This is a genomic window from Streptomyces sp. NPDC047002 (assembly GCF_040704505.1).
Taxonomy (GTDB): domain Bacteria; phylum Actinomycetota; class Actinomycetes; order Streptomycetales; family Streptomycetaceae; genus Streptomyces.
On sequence record NZ_JBEYWC010000008.1, the window covers coordinates 125,119 to 142,331 of the forward strand.

Consider the following 17,213-nt stretch of genomic DNA (forward strand, 5'->3'; position numbering starts at 1 on the left):
GAAGTCGCCCGTTCTGCTCGAAGTCGTGGCGCTGTGCCGCGGGTTTGACCTGCGCGTATGGTGACCCACCCCCTTACGCCCCCGGGCCGGGACATGATAGGCATCTCCTTGTAACTGCAAATAGGTCGCAAGTAAGGGCTATGTGCATGGGTGTGAGAAGGGTCGGCACGGGGATGGCCGCCGTGTGCGCGGTGACGGCGCTGCTGGTGAGCGGCTGCGGCGGTGGCGGAGGGGGCGGGGGGAGCGCGTCCCACGACCGCTTCGTCTACGGCGACCCGATGGAGCCGTCCTCGCTCAACCCGCTCCTGCAGAGCCAGACCGACTCCGTCACCGAGATGGTCTTCAAGGGGCTCGTCGGCCACGGCGACGGCAACAAGGTCGTGCCCGCGCTCGCGTCCTCCTGGAGCATCTCGAAGGACCAGCTGGACTACACCTTCCATCTGCGCAAGAACCTCCGCTGGCAGGACGGCGAGCCCCTCACGGCCGCGGACGTCGCCTTCACCCTCGACAAGGTGCGCGACCCCGCGGTCAACTCGCCGTCCGCCCCGCAGTTCGCCGCTGTCCGGTCGGTGGCCACGCCCGACGACACCACGGTCGTGGTCCACCTCAGCCGGCCCTACGCGGGGATGCTCGACGCGCTCAGCCTCGGCGTCGTACCGCGCCACCTGCTCGCAGGCAAGGACATCGCACGCGACGCCGCCTTCAACGACAAGCCGGTGGGCGAGGGCCCGTACGAGATCACGGCGCGCCGCAAGGGGGACTCGGTGACCCTCAGGGCGAGCACGCACTGGTACGGGGACCACGCCCCGCACATCGGCCGCATCGTGGTGCGCTTCGTCCCCGACGCCTCCCAGCGGCTGGTGCAGCTGCGCAACGGCGAGCTCGACGGCGCGTTCCTCGAACCCGACGACGTCGCCACGGCCCGGAAGATGCCGGGACACACCGTGCTGCGCGAGCAGAACGCGGACTTCCGCTCGCTCGTCTACAACCTGCGCATGCCCCTGCTGAAGGACGCCCGCGTCCGGCAGGCGCTCGACGCCGCCGTGGACCGCGACGCCCTCGTCGACAGCGTCCTGCACGGCTACGGCGCCCCCGCCCACGGACCGCTCGACCGCAGCCCCTTCGCCGACAAGCAGCTGCCCGCCTCCCCGCACGCCGACCCCGCCGAGGTCGACCGGCTGATGACGGCGGCCGGTTGGACGAAGCAGCACGGCACCTGGACGAAGGACGGCAAGCCGGCGGCCTTCACGCTCGGCACCTTCACCGACGACCCCGTCAGGGCCGACATCAACGAGATACTCGTGGACCAGTTCGCCGAGGCGGGCTTCAAGGCCACCACCGAGGCACGGGACTTCGGATACGTGGTGAGCCACTGGGAGGAGCAGCAGGTCTTCCAGACCGGCGCAGCCGCCCAGTACGACCCGGACCCGGCCGTCTTCGCGCCCTTCCACTGCGGCAAGGCCGGCACCGCCAACCACGGCGCCTACTGCGACCCCGCGGTCGACAAGGACCTCGACGCGGGCCGCGCCTCGACCGACCAGGACACGCGCCGCCGCGCCTACGACGACCTGCAGAGCCGGTTCCGCGCCGACCCGCCGGAGACCTGGCTGGTCAACCTCGACACCGTCTACGCCATGCCCTCGGGCCTCAAGGGCGTCCAGCACAAGCTCCTCGGCCACCACGGCGCCGGACTCTTCGAGAACGCCCAGGACTGGACGTGGAACGGCAAGTGACCACTCCGCCTCACCCGGGGCCGGTGCGTCCGTGATCAGATACGCCGGTATCCGGCTGCTGCACCTGGTGCCCCTGCTGTTCGTGCTTTCCCTGCTCTGCTTCGGGCTGCTGGAGGCAGCGCCGGGAGACGCCGCCTCCGCGCAGCTCGCGGCGCGCTCCGTGCTGTCGCCCACGCCGGAGCAGCTCGCACAGGCACGGCACAACCTCGGCCTCGACCAGCCGCTGCCGCTGCGGTACGCGAGCTGGCTCTCCCGGGTGTGCCACGGCGACCTCGGCTTCTCCACGGCCACCGGGACGCCCGTACGCACCGAGCTGGCCGACGCGCTGCCGTGGACGCTGCTGCTGGTCGGCGCGGCCCTGCTGGTGACGACCGTGCTCGCGCTGCTCCTCGGGGTGTCGCTCGGCACGGCGCGGGGGCGGGCGGGACGGCTCTGGCCGGCCCTCGTCCACGGCGTCACGCTGCTCCTCGGCGCAGCCCCCGCGTTCGTCGTCGCGCTGCTCGGTGTGTGGCTGCTCGCCCTGACGCTCGGATGGCTGCCGTCCGGGGGAGTGGCGTCCCCGGGGAGCGACCCCACCGTGCCCGAGGTGGCCCGCCACCTGGTGCTGCCCACGCTCACCCTGGCCTGCTCGCACCACCTGGGCATCTTCACCAGGCTCATCGAGAACGGCATGCTCCAGGCCCGCGCCGACCAGCACGTGCTGACCGCGCGTGCCCTGGGGCTCGGCGAGCGCACGGTCGTGCGGCAGCACGTCCTGCGGGTCGGGCTCGTGCCCTTCGTCGCCCGCGTCGGCAGCACGTGCGGCGCCCTCGTCGGGGGCTCGTACGTCGTCGAGATCATCTTCGGCTGGCCCGGCATGGGCAGGCTCACCCTGGAGGCGGCCCAGGGATACGACGCCCCCACCCTGTGCGGCGTCGTCCTGCTGTCCGGCGCCGTCGTCCTCGCCGTCAACCTCCTCGCCGACGTGGCCGTCGCCTGGCTGGCGCCGCAGAGCAGGCCGGAGCGCACCGCCGCGCGCCGCGCCCCGCGCACCTCGGGGAAGGGAGGTGCCCGCCTTGTCCACGGCCGGTGAGCCGACGCGGCTCGGGCGAAGGCGCGGAGCACCGCCGGGCCGCCCCGGAAGCTCCCCTGAGCCGGCGGGCGGGCGGCGGGACGCGCCGCGCGGCCGCCGCGGCGCCCGCGCCTCCCTGTGGGCGGGTGCCGCGCTGCTCGCGCTCGTCGTCTGTCTCGCGGTCCTCGCGCCCCTGCTCACCCCGTACTCGCCGCGCGCCACCCGCATCGCGCCCGCGCTGCTGCCGCCCGGCAGCCCCCACCACCTCCTCGGCACCGACCACCTCGGCCGCGACGAACTGGCCCGCGTCCTGTACGGGGGACGGGTCTCGCTGCTTGTCGGCTTCGCCGCCGCGGTGATCGTCACCGTGGTGGGCACCGTCATCGGCGTCACCTGGGCGTTTTTGCGGGGCCCCGCGAGCCACGCCGTGTCCGCCGTCGTGGACGCCCTGCTCGCGCTGCCGCTGCTCGTCGTCGTCCTCGGCTTCCAGGCGGTCGTCAGGCCGGGAACCGCGGGCGTGGTCCTCGCGATCGGGCTCACGGGCTGGATGCCCGTCGCCCGGATGGCGCGCGCCCGCACCTCCGTCGTACGGGTCGAGCCGTATGTACGGGTGGCGAGGCAGCTGGGGGCGCGGCGCAGGGACACGTTCGTCCACCACCTGCTGCCGGCGGTCGCGCCCGCCGTGCTCTCGGTCAGCATGTTCGAGGTGGCGGGCGCGATCCTGACGGAGTCGACCCTCAGCTTCCTCGGGCTGGGCGTGCCGAGCTCCCAGGCCACCTGGGGCAACATGCTGACGAGCAGCCAGGACGACCTGCTCGGCGGCGACTGGTGGCTCGTGGTCCCGCCGGCCGCGGGCATCGTGCTGACGGTGGCCGCCGTCAGCCTCGTGATCGGTGTCCGCGACAGCGCCGCACGGCGCGGCGGCGAAAGCGGGAAGGGAGAGCCGCGATGAGCGGGACGAGCCCCGCCCGGCTCGAAGTGCGGGAGCTGACGGTCACACTGCCCGACGGGAGCAGGCCGGTGCGAGGGGTCTCCCTCGACGTCGCCGCCGGGGAGATCCACGCCCTGGTGGGCCCGAGCGGCAGCGGAAAGTCCCTCACCGCGCGCGCCCTGGCCCGGCTGCTGCCGCCGGGAGCTGCCGCGGGCGGCTTCGCGAGCGCGACAGGACCCGAAGGCGGCAGCCTCGTCCTGGTCGGCGACCCGGCCGCGCCCGCCCACCGGGTCAGGGGCCGCGCGATCTCCTACGTGCCGCAGCAGGCGGGGTCCGCGCTCCACCCCGGGCGCAGGATCGCCGCACAGGCCAGGGCGGTGGCACGGGCCCACGGCCGGGGCGGGGCCTGGCAGCAGGCCGCCGTCGCGGCGCTGCGCTGGGCGGGGCTGAGCGACGGCACGGACGCGGCGGCGGAGCGCGGGATCCTGCGGGCCTACCCCCACCAGCTCTCCGGCGGCCAGCAGCAGCGCGCGCTGCTCGCGCTGGCCGAGCTGTGCCGCCCCTGGGTCTCCGTGCCCGACGAGGTCACCACGGGGCTCGACCCCGAGGTGCGGGACGCGGTACTCGGGCGCATGCGCGAACGCGCGGATACGGAGCGGCGGCCGATCCTGCTGATCACCCACGACATCGGGCTCGTGGAGCGCTGGGCCGACCGCGTCACCGTCCTCAGGGACGGCCGTACGGCCGAGACCGGGCCCGTGCGCGAGGTGCTGGCCGGGCCGCGCGACCCCTTCACCCGGCAGTTGCTCGCCGACCGCCCCGCGCGGTCGGCGCGCCCGCGCACGCCCGCGCCGCGCACCCCGTCCCGGCAGGACGCGCCGGTACTGGCGGCCGTCGACGTCACCGTGCGCCATCCGCCGCGCCGCCGCGGCGGGCCCGCGGTCACGGCGCTCGACGCGGTCGGTGTGAGCCTGGGGCCCGCGGAGGCCCTCGCGGTGGTGGGGGCGAGCGGCAGCGGAAAGAGCACACTGCTGCGCTGTCTCGCCGGGCTCCAGTCGCCCGACGGCGGAGAGGTGCGCGCGGGCCCGCGGCGCACGGGCGCGTCCCCGGTCCAGCTGCTGTTCCAGGACGCGCTCTCCTCGCTCGACCCGCGCTGGCCCGTCGCGCGCCTCGTCGCCGAGCCGCTGCGCTACGCCTCGGGGAGCTGGCGCGGCACCGGGCGCAGGGTCGGCGAGCTGCTGGAGTCGGTGGGCCTGCCTGCCGGGCTCGCCGACCGGCGCGCGGCCGAGCTCTCGGGCGGCCAGCTGCAGCGGGTCGCCGTCGCGCGGGCCCTCGCGGCCGACCCGGCCGTGCTGCTGTGCGACGAGCCCACCACCAACCTGGACCTGACCGCCCAGGCCGGTGTGGTGCGGCTGCTGGACGCGCTCAGGCGCGAACGCGGCCTGGCCACCGTCTTCGTCACGCACGACCTCGCCCTCGTCCCGCACGTCGCCGACCGGGTCCTGGTGATGGCGGAAGGCCGCGTGGTGGAGGAGACCGACCCCGCGCGGCTGCGCGAGTCGGTTCATCCGGCCACCCGCCGCCTGCTGGCCCCCGGCGGCACCGGCGCGGGGGCTGCGCCCGTCCCGCGGGCGGCGGAGGGTCCCTGACAGCCGGACCGGCGCGCGGCCGGCCCGGCCGCCGGGAAGGGGGAGCGCCGCCTAGGCGACGTCCGCGCTGTCCACCAGGGCGACGCGGTGGTTGTACTGGACGGTGTAGAACTTCTCCGCGCCGGTCACGTGCGTGTCGCCCGAGACGAAGAAGTCGTCGGCGCTGACCGGGGGCTGGGCCGCCACGTACGCCTGGCCCCTGGGGAAGGAGTACACGCTCAGCGGCTCCTGGGTCGATGGCGTGAGGCCCGAGGGGTACTCGGACGGCTTCGGGTAGCCGGAGCCGTACAGCGCGGCGCTCTCGCCGGTGGGCGTGACGACGGTCGCGCCCGGAGCGGGCACGGTGTTGCGGCCGCCCGGGTTGTAGAACCACACCTTCGCGCCGCTGAACCAGATCGCGGTCCAGTCGCCGCTGACACCGGCGACCACGAACTGCTGCCCGTCCTGGACGGTGCTTCCCCAGTCGTCGATCTCGTCCGTGCCCTTGCCCTCGGCGCCGGGGTGCACGGCCGGGTCGGCGAAGAGGGGCGCGCCGGAGTCCGGAGCGGTGCGCACGGGAAGGAAGTTGGCGGGCTCGGAGCGGTCGGCGCACGCGGTGGTGGTGCCGCTGGGGTCGTCGTCCGGGCACACGTGCACGGTCTGCTCGTTGCCGGAGAACGGCGGTGCGATCGTCACGGCCTCACCGACCCCGGGCGTGCGTCCCGTGCGGGTGGCGGTGTGCGTGCCGACCATGCCCATGAAGGCCGACCAGTCCCAGTACGGGCCCGGGTCCCAGTGCATGCCCGCGACGTAACTGTCCTGAGGGCCCGGCACGTTGTCGTGGCCGATGATGTGCTGGCGGTCCAGCGGGATGCCGTACTCGGCTGCCAGGTACTTCACCAGCTCCGCGGTGGCCCGGTACTGCGTCTGCGGGTACCAGCTCGCGCCCTGGGCCGCGAAGCCCTCGTGCTCGATGCCCACCGAGTGCAGATTGAACCAGTAGTTGCCCGCGTGGTACGCGACGTCCTTGTCGGCCGTCATCTGGGTGACGGCACCGTCGGAGGCGCGCATCACGTAGTGGGCCGAGTCGGCGCTGCCGTTCTTCTGGAACGTGTCGATCGCCGCCTGGTAGGACGACTCGGTGTCGTGGATGACGATGTACTTGATGTCGACACCGTCGGCGGGCCGGTCGGCGACCTGGCCGTTGGACGCGGCGGCCGGCAGGAAGGTGCAGTCCACCGTGGCGGGGCACTCGGTGTCGGCGGCGGGCGTGCCGGCCTTCAGCTTCAACTCGGCGAGCTGGCCGGTCGAGGGGCGCACCGAGGGGGCGGCCGTGAGCTTGACGCGCTGCCCGTCCTGCGTCGTGCGGCCGGCGCCCGCCTTGACCGAGGCGAAGACGCGGTCGGCGAACAGGCCCGCGGACTTCTCGTCGGGGGACTGGCTGTAGCGCGCGACCGCCCCGTACCAGGCCGCGGGGTCGTCCGGGGTGTGGCCGGTCAACTTCTTCTCGTACGAGGCGAGGAGGGCCGCGCCGCCGCGGATGTTCTCGCGGTCGTCCGTGCGCAGCTCCTTCGCGGAGGCGCCCGTGAGCCCGGCCGCCGCCTTCAGGGTGTGCAGCGAGGGGCTCGAAGTGAGCGAGGCGAGGTCGCCGCGCCCCGCCGCGCCGGCGGCGCCGCCCGAGACCATCGAGGAGGTGACGTCCGTCAGGTTCATCGGGCCGTAGCCGCCCGAGGTGTTGTACCGGCCGCCGTGCGCGTCCCACAGCGACTCCTGGTAGGAGACGCCGAGCAGCACGTCGAGCGGTACGTGGAACTCCTCGGCCGCGTCGGCGAAGTCCGCCTGTCTTCCCTGTGTGCCGGGGTCGCCGGTCAGGGCGGCCTGCGCGGACGGCAGGGCCACCAGGCAGCCCGCGACGACCGCGGCTCCCGCCACCGTGCCCGCCAGGATGGTGCGGGACTTCTTCTTGTGTGCAGACTTTCGCAAGGAACCTACCTCGATCACGCGCTTCTTGGGGACCCGTCAGGCGGCGCACGCGCCGGTGCGATGTCACCGTGGTCACGACAACCCGACGAACGTATCAAGCCGGTCGGCCCATCGAGCGGCCGGACCTGAGCCCGCAGGACGAGCGCGAAAGCGCGGCTCGTCGCCAGTCCGACCGGCCGCGCCGCACACCGGGGCGCACACGGCGGCGGCCGACCGGATCCCGGCACACCGCGGCGCCGCGCCGGGCCGTTCCGCCTCCCGCACAACAACCCCACGGGATCTCCTCGCCGCGCGGCGGGGCGGCGCGTGCGCCGGTCGCACGATCCGCCGGGACCGTCACACGCAGTGGCCGCCGCCCCCGGCCTGCCGCGGATCCACCGGCCGGGAGGAGAATGCCGCTGTCAGGACGGGGACCGAAGAGGAGGCGGTGGGGCGGGATGGCCGGTGTGGTGCAGCGGCTGGTCGACGGGCTCGCCGACCGGCTCGGGCGCGCGGTCGTCGTCGACGACCCGGACCTCAGGCCGCTGTGCACGAGCAGGCACTTCGGCGACGAGGACGAGCAGCGGATCCGCAGCGTCCTCCAGCGCGACTCCGGTTTCGCGGCGACCCGGCACCTGCTCGCGCAGGGCGTACGGCGGTGGACCGCCCCCGCGCCGGTGCCTGCGGACCCGGGGCTCGGCATGGCCGCGCGGCTCGCCGCGCCCGTCAGGCTGCACGGGTGCTTCCTCGGGCTGCTGCTCGTCATCGACGCGGACCACTCGCTGACCGGCGCCGAGCGCGCGCTGATCGGCCGCACCGCGGACGACGTCGCCGTCCACCTGTATGCGGAGCGGCTCGCAGCCGACGGGGACCGGGCCGTGACCGAGCGGGCCGTCGGCGACCTCCTCTGCGGGCAGCGGGCCCGCAGGCAGGAAGCGCTCGCCGTGCTCGCGGCCGCCGCGGGCCGGCCGCCCGCGGAGGCGCCCACGGCGGTGACGGTCGTCGAGGTGGCCGCCCCCGCGGGCGGCGGGGGCGCGGTCGACGCGGAGGACGCGCTGCGCACGGCGCTCCAGCACGTGGGGCACCGCGGCGGCGGGGCCTGCCTGTCCCGCGTGTCCGCCGCGGGCGCCTGCCTGGTGGAGACGGGCCCGGGGGTCTTTGCCGCCGCGCTGCGTAAACGGGCGGCCGCGCTCGTCCGCGCCGTGGACGAACTGTGCGGCGGCGGCCGGGCCTCGGCCGGGATCGGCGACGACGCGGCCGGGCTCGGCGAGGCGTGGCGCGCCCACCGCCAGGCCCTGGTCGCCGCCGAGGCGGCGCGCCGCGTGCCCGGCTTCGGCCCCGCGGCGGTCTGGTCGGAGCTCGGCCCCTACGGCACGCTCCTGCAACTGCCGGAGGACGCCGCCGCGTGGGAGCCGCCGCATCCGGCCCTGCGCGCGCTGGCCGAACGCGACGGCGGCGGCCGGCTCGCCGAGACGCTGGAGTCCTTCCTCGACCACGCGGGGTCGCGGCCGCGGACCGCCGAGGCCCTGCACATCCACCGCACCACCCTCTACTACCGGCTCGACCGCATCGCGGAGATCACCGGGCTCGATCTGGACGACGGCGGGGACCGGCTCGCACTCCATCTCGCGCTGCGCCGCGCCCGGATCGCCACACCCCGGACGGACCGGGCATGACCTGCTCTTTCCTCTCCCCGTAGGAAAGGCCTCCCGGCTCTTTCCCGCCTCCGGGGGATCACCCGGCGCCCGGTGCCCGGACATACTCCGGGAACACACCGCCTGTCGGCGCGCGGCGCCCGCCCGCGCCGCCGGTGCGCAGGGCCGGCGCGGTCGAGCGCCGAGCCAGCCGAGATCCGGGAGCCATGCATGAGCAGCACACCACAGAACCCGCCCGACCTGGCGTCGCGGCCCGCCGTCGTCGTGGGCGGGAACAGCGGGATCGGTCTCGAAGTGGTCCGCAGGGCCGCCGGCACCGGCGCGTCCGTCACCGTGGTCGACCTGCCGGAACGGCCGTCCGCAGGACTCGCCGCACTCGGGGGGCGGGTCCGCTACCTCAGGGGCGACGTGCTCGATCCAGGGGGCCTGGAGAAGTGCTTCACCACCGCGGCCGAGGACGGTCCCGTGGGGAGTGTGTTCGTGTCGGCGGGCGTCACACTGCCGGGCAGCCTGCTCGACGTGTCCGCGGAGGCCGCCCAGCGATGTCTGCTGATCAATCTGATGGGCTCGGTCAACACCCTGAAGGCCGCGGTCGGTTCACTCGCCTCCGACGCCTCGGTCGTGCTGTGTGCCTCGGTCGCGGCGTACACCGGAGGCGGCTATGTGGGTGGTTCGGTCTACGGTGCGTCGAAGGCGGGCGTGATCGGCCTGGCCAGGGGCGCGGCGCGGGAGCTCGCCGGGCGGGGCGTCCGGGTCAACTGCGTGGCGCCGGGGGCCACCACCACGGGCATGGTGGGGGACGACCCCGCCGTGATCGAGCGGCTGAGCGCGAAGACCCTGCTGGACCGGCTCGCGACCCCGGCGGACATCGCGGCCTCCGTGCTGTTCCTGTGGTCGTCGGCCGCCTCCTATCTGACGGGCGCGACGATCGACGTGAACGGTGGCTCCCACCTGGGGTGAAGTGCCCCTTCCGTTGGGGTGAGAGCCCCTCCCGGCGGTGCGACCCGGTGCGGTCACCATGGCTACATCCTGGATCCAGGATGCATTAGGCTATCGGTGGTCGCACCGTTCGCTGCGTACCACACCGCCGAGGAAGGAATCCGGGAGCACATGGCAGCCACCATCTACTACGAGGCCGACACCGACCTCCGTATCGTCCAGGGGCGCAAGGTCGCCGTCATCGGCTACGGGAGCCAGGGGCACGCGCACGCCCTCAGCCTGCGCGACTCCGGCGTCGACGTGCGCGTGGGCCTGCCCGAGGGCTCCGCGTCCCGCGCCAAGGCCGAGGAGGCGGGGCTGCGCGTCCTGACACCGGCTGCGGCCGTCGCCGAGGCGGACCTCGTCTCCGTCCAGGCGCCCGACACGGTGCAGCGCACCCTGTACAGGGACGACATCGAGCCGCATCTCCAGCCGGGCGACGCCCTGTTGTTCAGCCACGGCTTCAACGTCCGCTACGGCTACATCACCCCGCCCGAGGGCGTGGACGTGCTCCTCGTCGCGCCCAAGGGCCCCGGGCACCTGGTGCGCCGCCAGTTCACCGAGGGCAACGGCGTGCCGTGCCTGGTGGCGGTGGAGGCGGACGCCTCCGGCGGCGCCCTGGCCCTCGGCCTGTCCTACGCCGCGGCGATCGGCGGCGCCCGCGCGGGCGTGCTGGAGACCACCTTCGCCGAGGAGACCGAGACCGACCTCTTCGGCGAGCAGGCGGTGCTCTGCGGCGGCACGTCGGCCCTGATCCAGGCCGGGTTCGACACCCTGGTCTCGGCGGGCTACCAGCCGGAGATCGCGTACTTCGAGGTGCTGCACGAGCTGAAGCTGATCGTGGACCTCATCTACGAGGGCGGCATCGCCCGCCAGCGCTACTCGTGCAGCGACACGGCCGAGTACGGCGACCTCACGCGCGGCCCCCGCATCGTCGGCGACGCCACGCGCGCGGAGATGCGGAAGATCCTCACGGAGATCCAGGACGGCACCTTCGCCAGGGAGTGGATCGCCGAGGACGAGAACGGCCGCCCCGACTTCCTGCGGCTGCGCGCCGAGGGCAAGGGGCACGGGATCGAGTCGGTGGGCGAGCGGCTGCGCGGGCTGATGTCCTGGGTCGACCGGCCGCTCACCGAGACCGCCTGAGCGGCGGACCGCGGGACGCCCGCGGCTGTACCGGTCCGGCTGCCGGCACGCCGCCGCCGTGTCCGCGGGCGGCGGGCCGCGGGCGGCCGCGGACACGGCGGATGCGGCAGCGGATGCCGGATACGGCAGGGGCGCTGCCGGCGGCCTCCCGTGTCAGGGCATGGACAGGGCGGAGACCGCCGGCAGCGCGTCGTGCGGAGCCTCAGTGTGCTGCTCCGGGCGAGGGGGGCCGGTTGTGCCCGGCCGGGGGAGCGCTCAGTCCGCCGCGACCAGCTCCCGGATCTCGCGCACCAGGAGCCCGGTGTCGGGCACGACGGCCGCCTCAAGTCCTTCCGCGTAGGGCACGGGTGTCCGCGCGCCGCCGAGCCTGCGCGGCGCCGCCCGCAGGGTGTGCCACAGCCGCCGGCCCACCTGGGCTGCCAACTCGGCTCCGAAGCCGAAGAGTTCGGGAGCCTCATGGGCCACGAGCAGGCGGCCGGTGCGGGCCGCTGACGCGGTGACGGTGTCGATGTCCAGCGGGTACAGCGTGCGCGGATCCACCACCTCCACACTGATCCCCTCGGCCGCCAGGACGTCCGCGGCTTCGAGCGCGCGCCTGCGCATCAGCTGGGTGGCCACCACCGTGACGTCGGACCCCGGGCGTACGACGTCCGCGAGTCCCAGCGGGATCGGCCCTTCGCCGACCGGGCCGCGGTCGTTGTAGAGGGCCTTGTGTTCGAGGAAGACCGTCGGGTTGGGGCTCTCGATCGCCGAGAGCAGCAGGCCGTACGCGTCGCCCGCGCTGCCGGGGACGACCACTTCGAGGCCGGGCACGTGCGCGAAGAGGACTTCGAGCGACTGGGAGTGCTGGGCCGCCTTGCCGATGCCCGAGCCCTGGTTGGTGCGCAGCACCAGCGGGACTTCGTACTGCCCGCCGAACATGTACCGCGCCTTCGCCGCCTGGTTGACGATGCCGTCCATGCCCAGCAGGGTGAAGTCGGAGTACATGACCTCCAGTACGGGACGCGCCCCACGCATGGCGGCGGCGACCGCGGCGGAGACGAGGGCCTCCTCGCTGATGGGGGTGTCGCGCACCCGCTCGGTGCCGAAGGTCTCCGCGAGTTTGCGCGTGACGCCGTAGATGCCGCCGCCGGTGCCCCAGCGCGTCAGGTCCTCGCCCATGACGAAGACCCGCTCGTCGGCCGCCATCGCCTGGTGGAGCGCCGAGTTGAGGGCGCGCCAGGTGCTCAGCGTACGGGTGGCGCCCGGTGCCGTACCGCCTTCGCGGGGTGCGGCGGGTGCGGTGTGTGCGGTGGATCCGGCGTGTGCCGGTGCGGTGTCGGTCATCGTGCCCGTCCCTCCGTGACGGCGCTGCCGTCGGTGGCGTATACGTCCCGGAAGGCGCTCTCCGCCGCCGGGTGCGGGGACGCGAGCGCGAACGCCTCGGCCTCGTCCACGGCGCGCAGGGCGTCGCGCTCCAGCCGCCCGAGCGCCTCGTCGGTCAGGTGGCGGGCCGCGATCAGCCGCCGGGCGAGCGCGGCCACCGGGTCGCGCTCGCGCCAGGTGTCCACTTCCGCGGGCTCGCGGTAGATCTGGGTGTCGTCGGCCATGTGCCCGAGGTAGCGGTAGGTGTCCGCCACGATCAGGGTCGGGCCCCCGCCCGCACGGGCGCGCTCTACCGCCGCCGTCGCGGCCTCGTGCACGGCGACCAGGTCCATGCCGTCCACGTCCACGGAGGGCACGCCGTAGGCGGTGCCCCGCTCGCTGATGCGGAGCTGGGCGACCATGCGCTCGATGGCCGCGGACTGCGCGTAGTGGTTGTTCTCGCAGACGAAGACGGTGGGCAGGGCCCAGACGGCCGCGAGGTTCAGACTCTCGGCGAGTACGCCCTGGTTGGACGCGCCGTCGCCGAAGTAGGCGACCGCCACCTCGTCGGAGCCCGCCAGCTTCGCGGCGAGCGCCGCGCCGGTCGCGAGGCCGATGCCCGCACCGACGATGCCGTTGGTGCCGAGGATGCCGAGCTCGCGCACGGCGATGTGCATCGAGCCGCCCTTGCCCCCGCAGTACCCGTCGGCGCGGCCCAGGATCTCCGCGAGGGTGCGGGCGGGGTCGGCGCCGCGCGCCAGGCAGTGGGCGTGGCCGCGGTGGTTGCTCGCGATGCTGTCGCGCGGTCCGAGGGCCATGGAGACGCCGACCGCGACGGCCTCCATGCCCACGGAGGGGTGGGTGGAGCCCCGGATGAGCTTCTTCTCGGCGTAGCCGGGCAGCCTGCGCTCGAACTCGCGGATGAGGAGCATGGTCCGCAGCGCCGGCAGACCGTCCCGTGCGGGATCGAAGCCCGCGCCGCCGCTCATGCCAGCCTCGCGACGACGGTGTCCGCTGCGACGACCTCGCCCGCGCCCACCAGGATGCTCAGGGTGCCCGCGGCGGGCGCGGTGAACTCGACCGACGCCTTGCCGGTCTCCAGTTCGGCGATCGGCTGCCCGCTCTCGACCGCGGTGCCGTCCGCGACGAGCCAGGCCGTCAGTTCGGCCTCCTCCTCGTCCCCCAGCAGGTCCCCGTGCACGGTGACGTCCATGTTCTGACTCCTAGAATCGGTACGACCGTTTGCATGATTGGTGTGTCCACTGACCCCTGTCAAGGGTTCCGCTCATACCGATCGATAAATTGGTCGTACCGATTCGAGGCTGCAATCGGCGGCGGAATTGGTAACACCAATCCGTGTAGGGTGCAGGACATGAGCGACGGGTTGATTGCCACCGAGCTGTTCCCCGACCGGCTGACCGGTGAGCTGGCGCAGCGCGTGCTGGCGATGGGGGCGGGCAAGCGGCTGCCGAGCGAACGCCGGATGGCGGAGGAGCTCGGAGTCAGCAGGACCGCCCTGCGGGACCGGCTGACCCACCTGGAGTCGCTCGGGGTGCTGGAGCGCAGGACCGGCTCCGGGACCTACGTGCGCGGGGTGCGGCCCGACACGGTGACCGAGGCGCTCGGCCTCGGACTGCTGGCCTCGCACCTGACCTTCGCCTCGCTGTACTCCGTGCGCGTCGCGCTGGAGCGGCAGGCCGCGTACGAGGCCGCGCTCGCCGGGGACCCGGTGAAGACCGCGCATATGGCCGCCGCGGTCAAGCGCATGGAGGCCACGGAGGACGGCCAGGAGCTGTACGAGGCCGATGTCGCCTTCCACCGGGCCCTGTTCACGGCCTCCTGCTCGCCCGCGCTCGAATTCTTCGCCGACGCGCTCTCCGGCGTGCTGTCCCGCTCGGTCCAGCAGCGCCAGGCGCACATCCTGCGGATGACCGACGACATCGAGCACATGCGGCAGCTGCACCGGGACATCCACCTCGCCGCGGCCGCCGAGGATCCGGAGCGCGCCATGCGGGCCGTCGACAGCCACTTCGTCTGGCTCGACCAGGGGCTCGGCGGTCCGGACGGCGGCTGAGGGCGGCCGTCCCCGGCCGCGGTGTCAAGCCGACGCCGCCCGGTGGCGCGCGGCCAGCTCCCGGTACAGCACGGCGTTCTCGCTGATGCGCAGCGCCTCTTCCGGGCGCAGTGGGCGCCGTGCTGCGCCCGGCACGCCCACGACGAGCGAACCGGGTGGCACCACGGTGTCCTCGGGGACCACGGCGCCGGCGGCGACCAGGCTCCCGGCGCCGATCCGTGCCCGGTTCATGACGACGGCGGCCATGCCGATCAGGCAGTCGTCCGCCACCGTGGCGCCGTGCACCACGGCCGTGTGCCCCACCGAGACCCGGTCGCCGATCACGGTCGGGCAGCCGGTGTCGTTGTGCACCACCGCGTTGTCCTGGAGGTTGGAGTCGCGGCCGACGGTGATCGGTGCGAGGTCGGCGCGCAGCACGGCGCCGTACCACACCGAGGAACCGGGGCCCACGGACACCGCGCCGACGAGCCGGGCGCCGGGCGCGATCCACGCCTGCGCGTCGGTGACGGGCCGGTCCTCGCCGAGCGCCAGCAGGTACGGGCCGTGGGGGTGCGAGCTGTTCATGGCGGGTCCTCGGAGGTCGGGGCTGCTCGGGTGCATCATCGGCCCGGGCGGTGCGGGGCGCCGGCGCGCGGGAGCGGAAAACGGGCCGTGCGTCTCCGCCGTGGAGAGGAGACCGCCGCCGCCCGGCTCCCCCTCCCGGTGTCACGGGTGCGCCCGGGGCCCGTCGGCCGCGGCGGGCGGGATCAGCCGGGCCCGGTCCCGCCGTGCGGTCTCCCGCAGGTGCTCGCACACCACGCTGACGCGCTCGGTGGTGAGCAGCCGGGACGGCACGATCATCCAGAACGTCCGCCGCGCGCGCACCTCTTCGTGCAGGACCGGCAGGAGCCGCGGGTCGTGGTGGGCGAGGAAGCACGGCACGAGGCCGAGGCCGACCCCGCCCGCCGCGCCTTCGAGCTGCGCGAACAGGTTGGTCGTACGGAAGACGATGTTGGCCTGCGCCGCGATCTCCTCGGCGCTGCGCAGCTCGGGCAGGTCGAGCAGGGACTCCACGAACCACACCAGGTCGTGGCGCGCGAGGTCGGCCGGGGTCCGCGGCTGCGGCCGCCCCGCGAGGTACGCCCTGCTGCCGTAGAGGCGCAGGTCGTAGTCGCACAGGCGGGTCACCTGGTAACCCGGCCTGGTCGGCCTGTTGATGGTCACGGCGATGTCGAACTCGCCCACGGCGTAGCTCAGCAGCTGGCTGCTCGTCACCAACTCGACCTCGATGGACGGGTGCTCGGCCCGCAGGCGTGCGAGCCCCGGCGCGATGATCTTCGAGCCGAAGCCGTCGGTGGCCACGATCCGCACCGTGCCGCGGGGGCTGTGCTCCCGCCCGGTCACGGCCGTGTGGGCGGCCTGCGACTCCGCCTCGATGCGCTGGGCGTACGGGAGCAGCCGCCGGCCCGCCGCCGTGGGGGTCCAGCCGCCCGCCGTCTTGTCGAACAGGCGCGCGCCGAGCCGCTTCTCCAGCGCCACGACCCGCCTGCGGATGGTCGTGTGCTCGACGCCCAGGCGCTCGGCGGCCAGGGTGAGCCGCCCGTAGCGGGTCAGGGCCAGGAAGTAGCGCAGGTCGTCCAGGTTCATGGTGTGCATCTTTGCACATTGGTCATGCAGATCTTTGTCTTGCATGTGCAACAAGGTGCTGTCGATAGTGAGGGACGGGACAGCCGCTGTCCTCTCCAACTACCAGCGAAAGCAGGCGCGATGAGCATCGTCGGGTTCGTCGGACTGGGCAACATGGGGCGGCCGATGGCCGCGAACCTCGCCGCCGCGGGGCACGAGGTGCGGGGCTTCGACGTCGTGCCGGAGGCACGGGAGCGCGCGGCCGCGCAGGGCGTCACCGTGGTGGATTCGGCCGAGGCCGCAGCGGACGGCGCCGACGCGCTCATCACGATGCTGCCCAAGGGCGCGCACGTCCGGAGCGTGCTGCTGACCGAGGGCGGCCCCCTGACCCGGCTCGCCGCAGGCGCCGTCGTCGTCGACGCGTCCTCCATCGACGTCGCCACGTCGCGCGACGTGCACGAGGCATGCAAGGCCCTGGGGATCGAGGTCCTCGACGCGCCCGTCTCCGGGGGCGTCGCGGGCGCCACCGGCGGCACCCTCACCTTCATGATCGGCGGCGCGGAGAGCGCCCTCGCCCTGGCCCGCCCCCTCCTCGACGTCATGGGCGGACGGCTCATCGCGGTCGGCGGCGCCGGCGCGGGACAGGCCGCGAAGGCGTGCAACCAGATGGTGTTCGGCGCGAGCCTGGTGGCGCTGGCCGAGGCGTTCGTCATGGCCGACAGGCTCGGCCTCTCCGCGCGCAACCTCTTCGACGTGCTCAGCACGTCATCGGGCAACTGCTGGGCGCTCACCAACTTCTGCCCCCGCCCCGGACTGGTCGAGGGGTCGGCCGCCGACAACGGGTACGCGGCGAAGTTCGCCGCCGCCCTGCTCGCCAAGGACCTCGGCCTCGCCGCCTCCGCGGCCGACAGCGTCGGAGTCGACCTCGCCGTCGGCAGCGCCGCGCGGCGCCGCGTCGACGAACTCGCCGCGAGCGACGGCGCGCTCGACGCCTCGGCCGTCATCAAGGCCGTCGAGGCCGTCGACACCACCGCCTGAGACCCCTGCCCGCGGCCCCGCCCACGGGCGCACCGCACACCGGACCCGACACACGCAAAGGAACTGCC

Annotated in this window: 15 protein-coding genes; 9 read left to right on the forward strand and 6 right to left on the reverse strand. The window is 74.2% G+C overall.

All coding sequences use genetic code 11. From position 1 onward, the window contains the following. Window positions 1-146 precede the first annotated feature (146 nt). The 4 genes from AB0910_RS10870 to AB0910_RS10885 are packed head-to-tail and all read left to right on the forward strand — an operon-like array spanning window position 147 to window position 5,364. Window positions 147-1,733 carry an ABC transporter substrate-binding protein gene (locus AB0910_RS10870; RefSeq protein WP_366744216.1) on the forward strand — a complete coding sequence of 529 codons (1,587 nt, stop codon included), beginning with the start codon at window positions 147-149 and terminating at the stop codon, window positions 1,731-1,733. A 31-nt stretch (window positions 1,734-1,764) separates the two neighbouring features. Beyond that, window positions 1,765-2,805 carry an ABC transporter permease gene (locus AB0910_RS10875; protein WP_366744217.1) on the forward strand — a complete coding sequence of 347 codons (1,041 nt, stop codon included), beginning with the start codon at window positions 1,765-1,767 and terminating at the stop codon, window positions 2,803-2,805. Further along, the gene (locus tag AB0910_RS10880; protein WP_366744218.1) at window positions 2,789-3,736 is read left to right on the forward strand and encodes an ABC transporter permease; all 948 of its coding nucleotides are present in this window, start codon (window positions 2,789-2,791) and stop codon (window positions 3,734-3,736) included. Before AB0910_RS10875 ends, AB0910_RS10880 begins: the two co-directional genes overlap by 17 nt. Then, on the forward strand, window positions 3,733-5,364 hold the full coding sequence (locus AB0910_RS10885; protein ID WP_366744219.1) for an ATP-binding cassette domain-containing protein: 1,632 nt from the start codon (window positions 3,733-3,735) through the stop codon (window positions 5,362-5,364). Before AB0910_RS10880 ends, AB0910_RS10885 begins: the two co-directional genes overlap by 4 nt. A 51-nt stretch (window positions 5,365-5,415) precedes the next feature. On the opposite strand, the gene AB0910_RS10890 is transcribed toward AB0910_RS10885, so the two are convergent. Then, entirely contained in the window at window positions 5,416-7,326 is a 1,911-nt protein-coding gene (locus AB0910_RS10890; protein ID WP_366744220.1) for a peptidoglycan recognition family protein, read from the reverse strand. A 437-nt stretch (window positions 7,327-7,763) separates the two neighbouring features. Here AB0910_RS10890 and AB0910_RS10895 point away from each other — a divergent pair, with 437 nt between their 5' ends. The 3 genes from AB0910_RS10895 to ilvC all read left to right on the forward strand — a co-directional run bounded on the left by AB0910_RS10895 (window position 7,764) and on the right by ilvC (window position 11,084). After that, the gene (locus tag AB0910_RS10895; protein ID WP_366744221.1) at window positions 7,764-8,981 is read left to right on the forward strand and encodes a helix-turn-helix domain-containing protein; all 1,218 of its coding nucleotides are present in this window, start codon (window positions 7,764-7,766) and stop codon (window positions 8,979-8,981) included. Window positions 8,982-9,170: 189 nt separating this feature from the next. Beyond that, the gene (locus AB0910_RS10900) at window positions 9,171-9,920 is read left to right on the forward strand and encodes an SDR family oxidoreductase (protein WP_366744222.1); all 750 of its coding nucleotides are present in this window, start codon (window positions 9,171-9,173) and stop codon (window positions 9,918-9,920) included. Between the two features lie 150 nt (window positions 9,921-10,070). Then, window positions 10,071-11,084, forward strand: a complete 1,014-nt coding sequence (gene ilvC, locus AB0910_RS10905; protein WP_366744223.1) for a ketol-acid reductoisomerase — start codon at window positions 10,071-10,073, stop codon at window positions 11,082-11,084. A gap of 255 nt (window positions 11,085-11,339) precedes the next feature. Here ilvC and AB0910_RS10910 read toward each other — a convergent pair whose 3' ends face one another. From AB0910_RS10910 to AB0910_RS10920, 3 genes are read right to left on the reverse strand one after another with little or no spacing between them, the layout of a single operon-like run. Beyond that, window positions 11,340-12,410 (reverse strand): transketolase C-terminal domain-containing protein, encoded by a 1,071-nt coding sequence (locus AB0910_RS10910; RefSeq protein ID WP_366744224.1) that lies wholly within the window; start codon window positions 12,408-12,410, stop codon window positions 11,340-11,342. Beyond that, a complete protein-coding gene (locus AB0910_RS10915; protein ID WP_366744225.1) occupies window positions 12,407-13,417 on the reverse strand; it encodes a thiamine pyrophosphate-dependent dehydrogenase E1 component subunit alpha in 1,011 nt (336 codons plus the stop codon). Before AB0910_RS10915 ends, AB0910_RS10910 begins: the two co-directional genes overlap by 4 nt. Beyond that, a complete protein-coding gene (locus AB0910_RS10920) occupies window positions 13,414-13,641 on the reverse strand; it encodes a lipoyl domain-containing protein (protein ID WP_345642249.1) in 228 nt (75 codons plus the stop codon). The genes AB0910_RS10915 and AB0910_RS10920 overlap by 4 nt, the downstream gene beginning before the upstream one ends. 159 nt (window positions 13,642-13,800) lie before the next feature. Between AB0910_RS10920 and AB0910_RS10925 the strand changes: the two genes are divergently transcribed. Then, the gene (locus AB0910_RS10925) at window positions 13,801-14,502 is read left to right on the forward strand and encodes an FCD domain-containing protein (RefSeq protein ID WP_366744226.1); all 702 of its coding nucleotides are present in this window, start codon (window positions 13,801-13,803) and stop codon (window positions 14,500-14,502) included. A 24-nt stretch (window positions 14,503-14,526) separates the two neighbouring features. Here AB0910_RS10925 and AB0910_RS10930 read toward each other — a convergent pair whose 3' ends face one another. Next, a complete protein-coding gene (locus tag AB0910_RS10930) occupies window positions 14,527-15,066 on the reverse strand; it encodes a gamma carbonic anhydrase family protein (protein WP_366744227.1) in 540 nt (179 codons plus the stop codon). A gap of 141 nt (window positions 15,067-15,207) precedes the next feature. Then, window positions 15,208-16,128 carry a LysR family transcriptional regulator gene (locus AB0910_RS10935; protein ID WP_366744228.1) on the reverse strand — a complete coding sequence of 307 codons (921 nt, stop codon included), beginning with the start codon at window positions 16,126-16,128 and terminating at the stop codon, window positions 15,208-15,210. A 120-nt stretch (window positions 16,129-16,248) separates the two neighbouring features. Between AB0910_RS10935 and mmsB the strand changes: the two genes are divergently transcribed. Next, on the forward strand, window positions 16,249-17,145 hold the full coding sequence (gene mmsB, locus AB0910_RS10940) for a 3-hydroxyisobutyrate dehydrogenase (protein ID WP_366744229.1): 897 nt from the start codon (window positions 16,249-16,251) through the stop codon (window positions 17,143-17,145). Window positions 17,146-17,213: the final 68 nt, after the last annotated feature.

Excerpts from the sequence above, each read along its gene's own strand:
- AB0910_RS10870 (WP_366744216.1), top strand. The coding sequence starts at position 147 with ATGGGTGTGAGAAGGGTCGGCACGGGGATGGCCGCCGTGTGCGCGGTG.
- AB0910_RS10885 (WP_366744219.1), top strand. The coding sequence starts at position 3,733 with ATGAGCGGGACGAGCCCCGCCCGGCTCGAAGTGCGGGAGCTGACGGTC.
- AB0910_RS10895 (WP_366744221.1), top strand. The coding sequence starts at position 7,764 with ATGGCCGGTGTGGTGCAGCGGCTGGTCGACGGGCTCGCCGACCGGCTC.
- AB0910_RS10900 (WP_366744222.1), top strand. The coding sequence starts at position 9,171 with ATGAGCAGCACACCACAGAACCCGCCCGACCTGGCGTCGCGGCCCGCC.
- ilvC (WP_366744223.1), top strand. The coding sequence starts at position 10,071 with ATGGCAGCCACCATCTACTACGAGGCCGACACCGACCTCCGTATCGTC.
- AB0910_RS10910 (WP_366744224.1), bottom strand. The coding sequence starts at position 12,410 with ATGACCGACACCGCACCGGCACACGCCGGATCCACCGCACACACCGCA.
- AB0910_RS10915 (WP_366744225.1), bottom strand. The coding sequence starts at position 13,417 with ATGAGCGGCGGCGCGGGCTTCGATCCCGCACGGGACGGTCTGCCGGCG.
- AB0910_RS10920 (WP_345642249.1), bottom strand. The coding sequence starts at position 13,641 with ATGGACGTCACCGTGCACGGGGACCTGCTGGGGGACGAGGAGGAGGCC.
- AB0910_RS10925 (WP_366744226.1), top strand. The coding sequence starts at position 13,801 with ATGAGCGACGGGTTGATTGCCACCGAGCTGTTCCCCGACCGGCTGACC.
- AB0910_RS10930 (WP_366744227.1), bottom strand. The coding sequence starts at position 15,066 with ATGAACAGCTCGCACCCCCACGGCCCGTACCTGCTGGCGCTCGGCGAG.
- AB0910_RS10935 (WP_366744228.1), bottom strand. The coding sequence starts at position 16,128 with ATGAACCTGGACGACCTGCGCTACTTCCTGGCCCTGACCCGCTACGGG.
- mmsB (WP_366744229.1), top strand. The coding sequence starts at position 16,249 with ATGAGCATCGTCGGGTTCGTCGGACTGGGCAACATGGGGCGGCCGATG.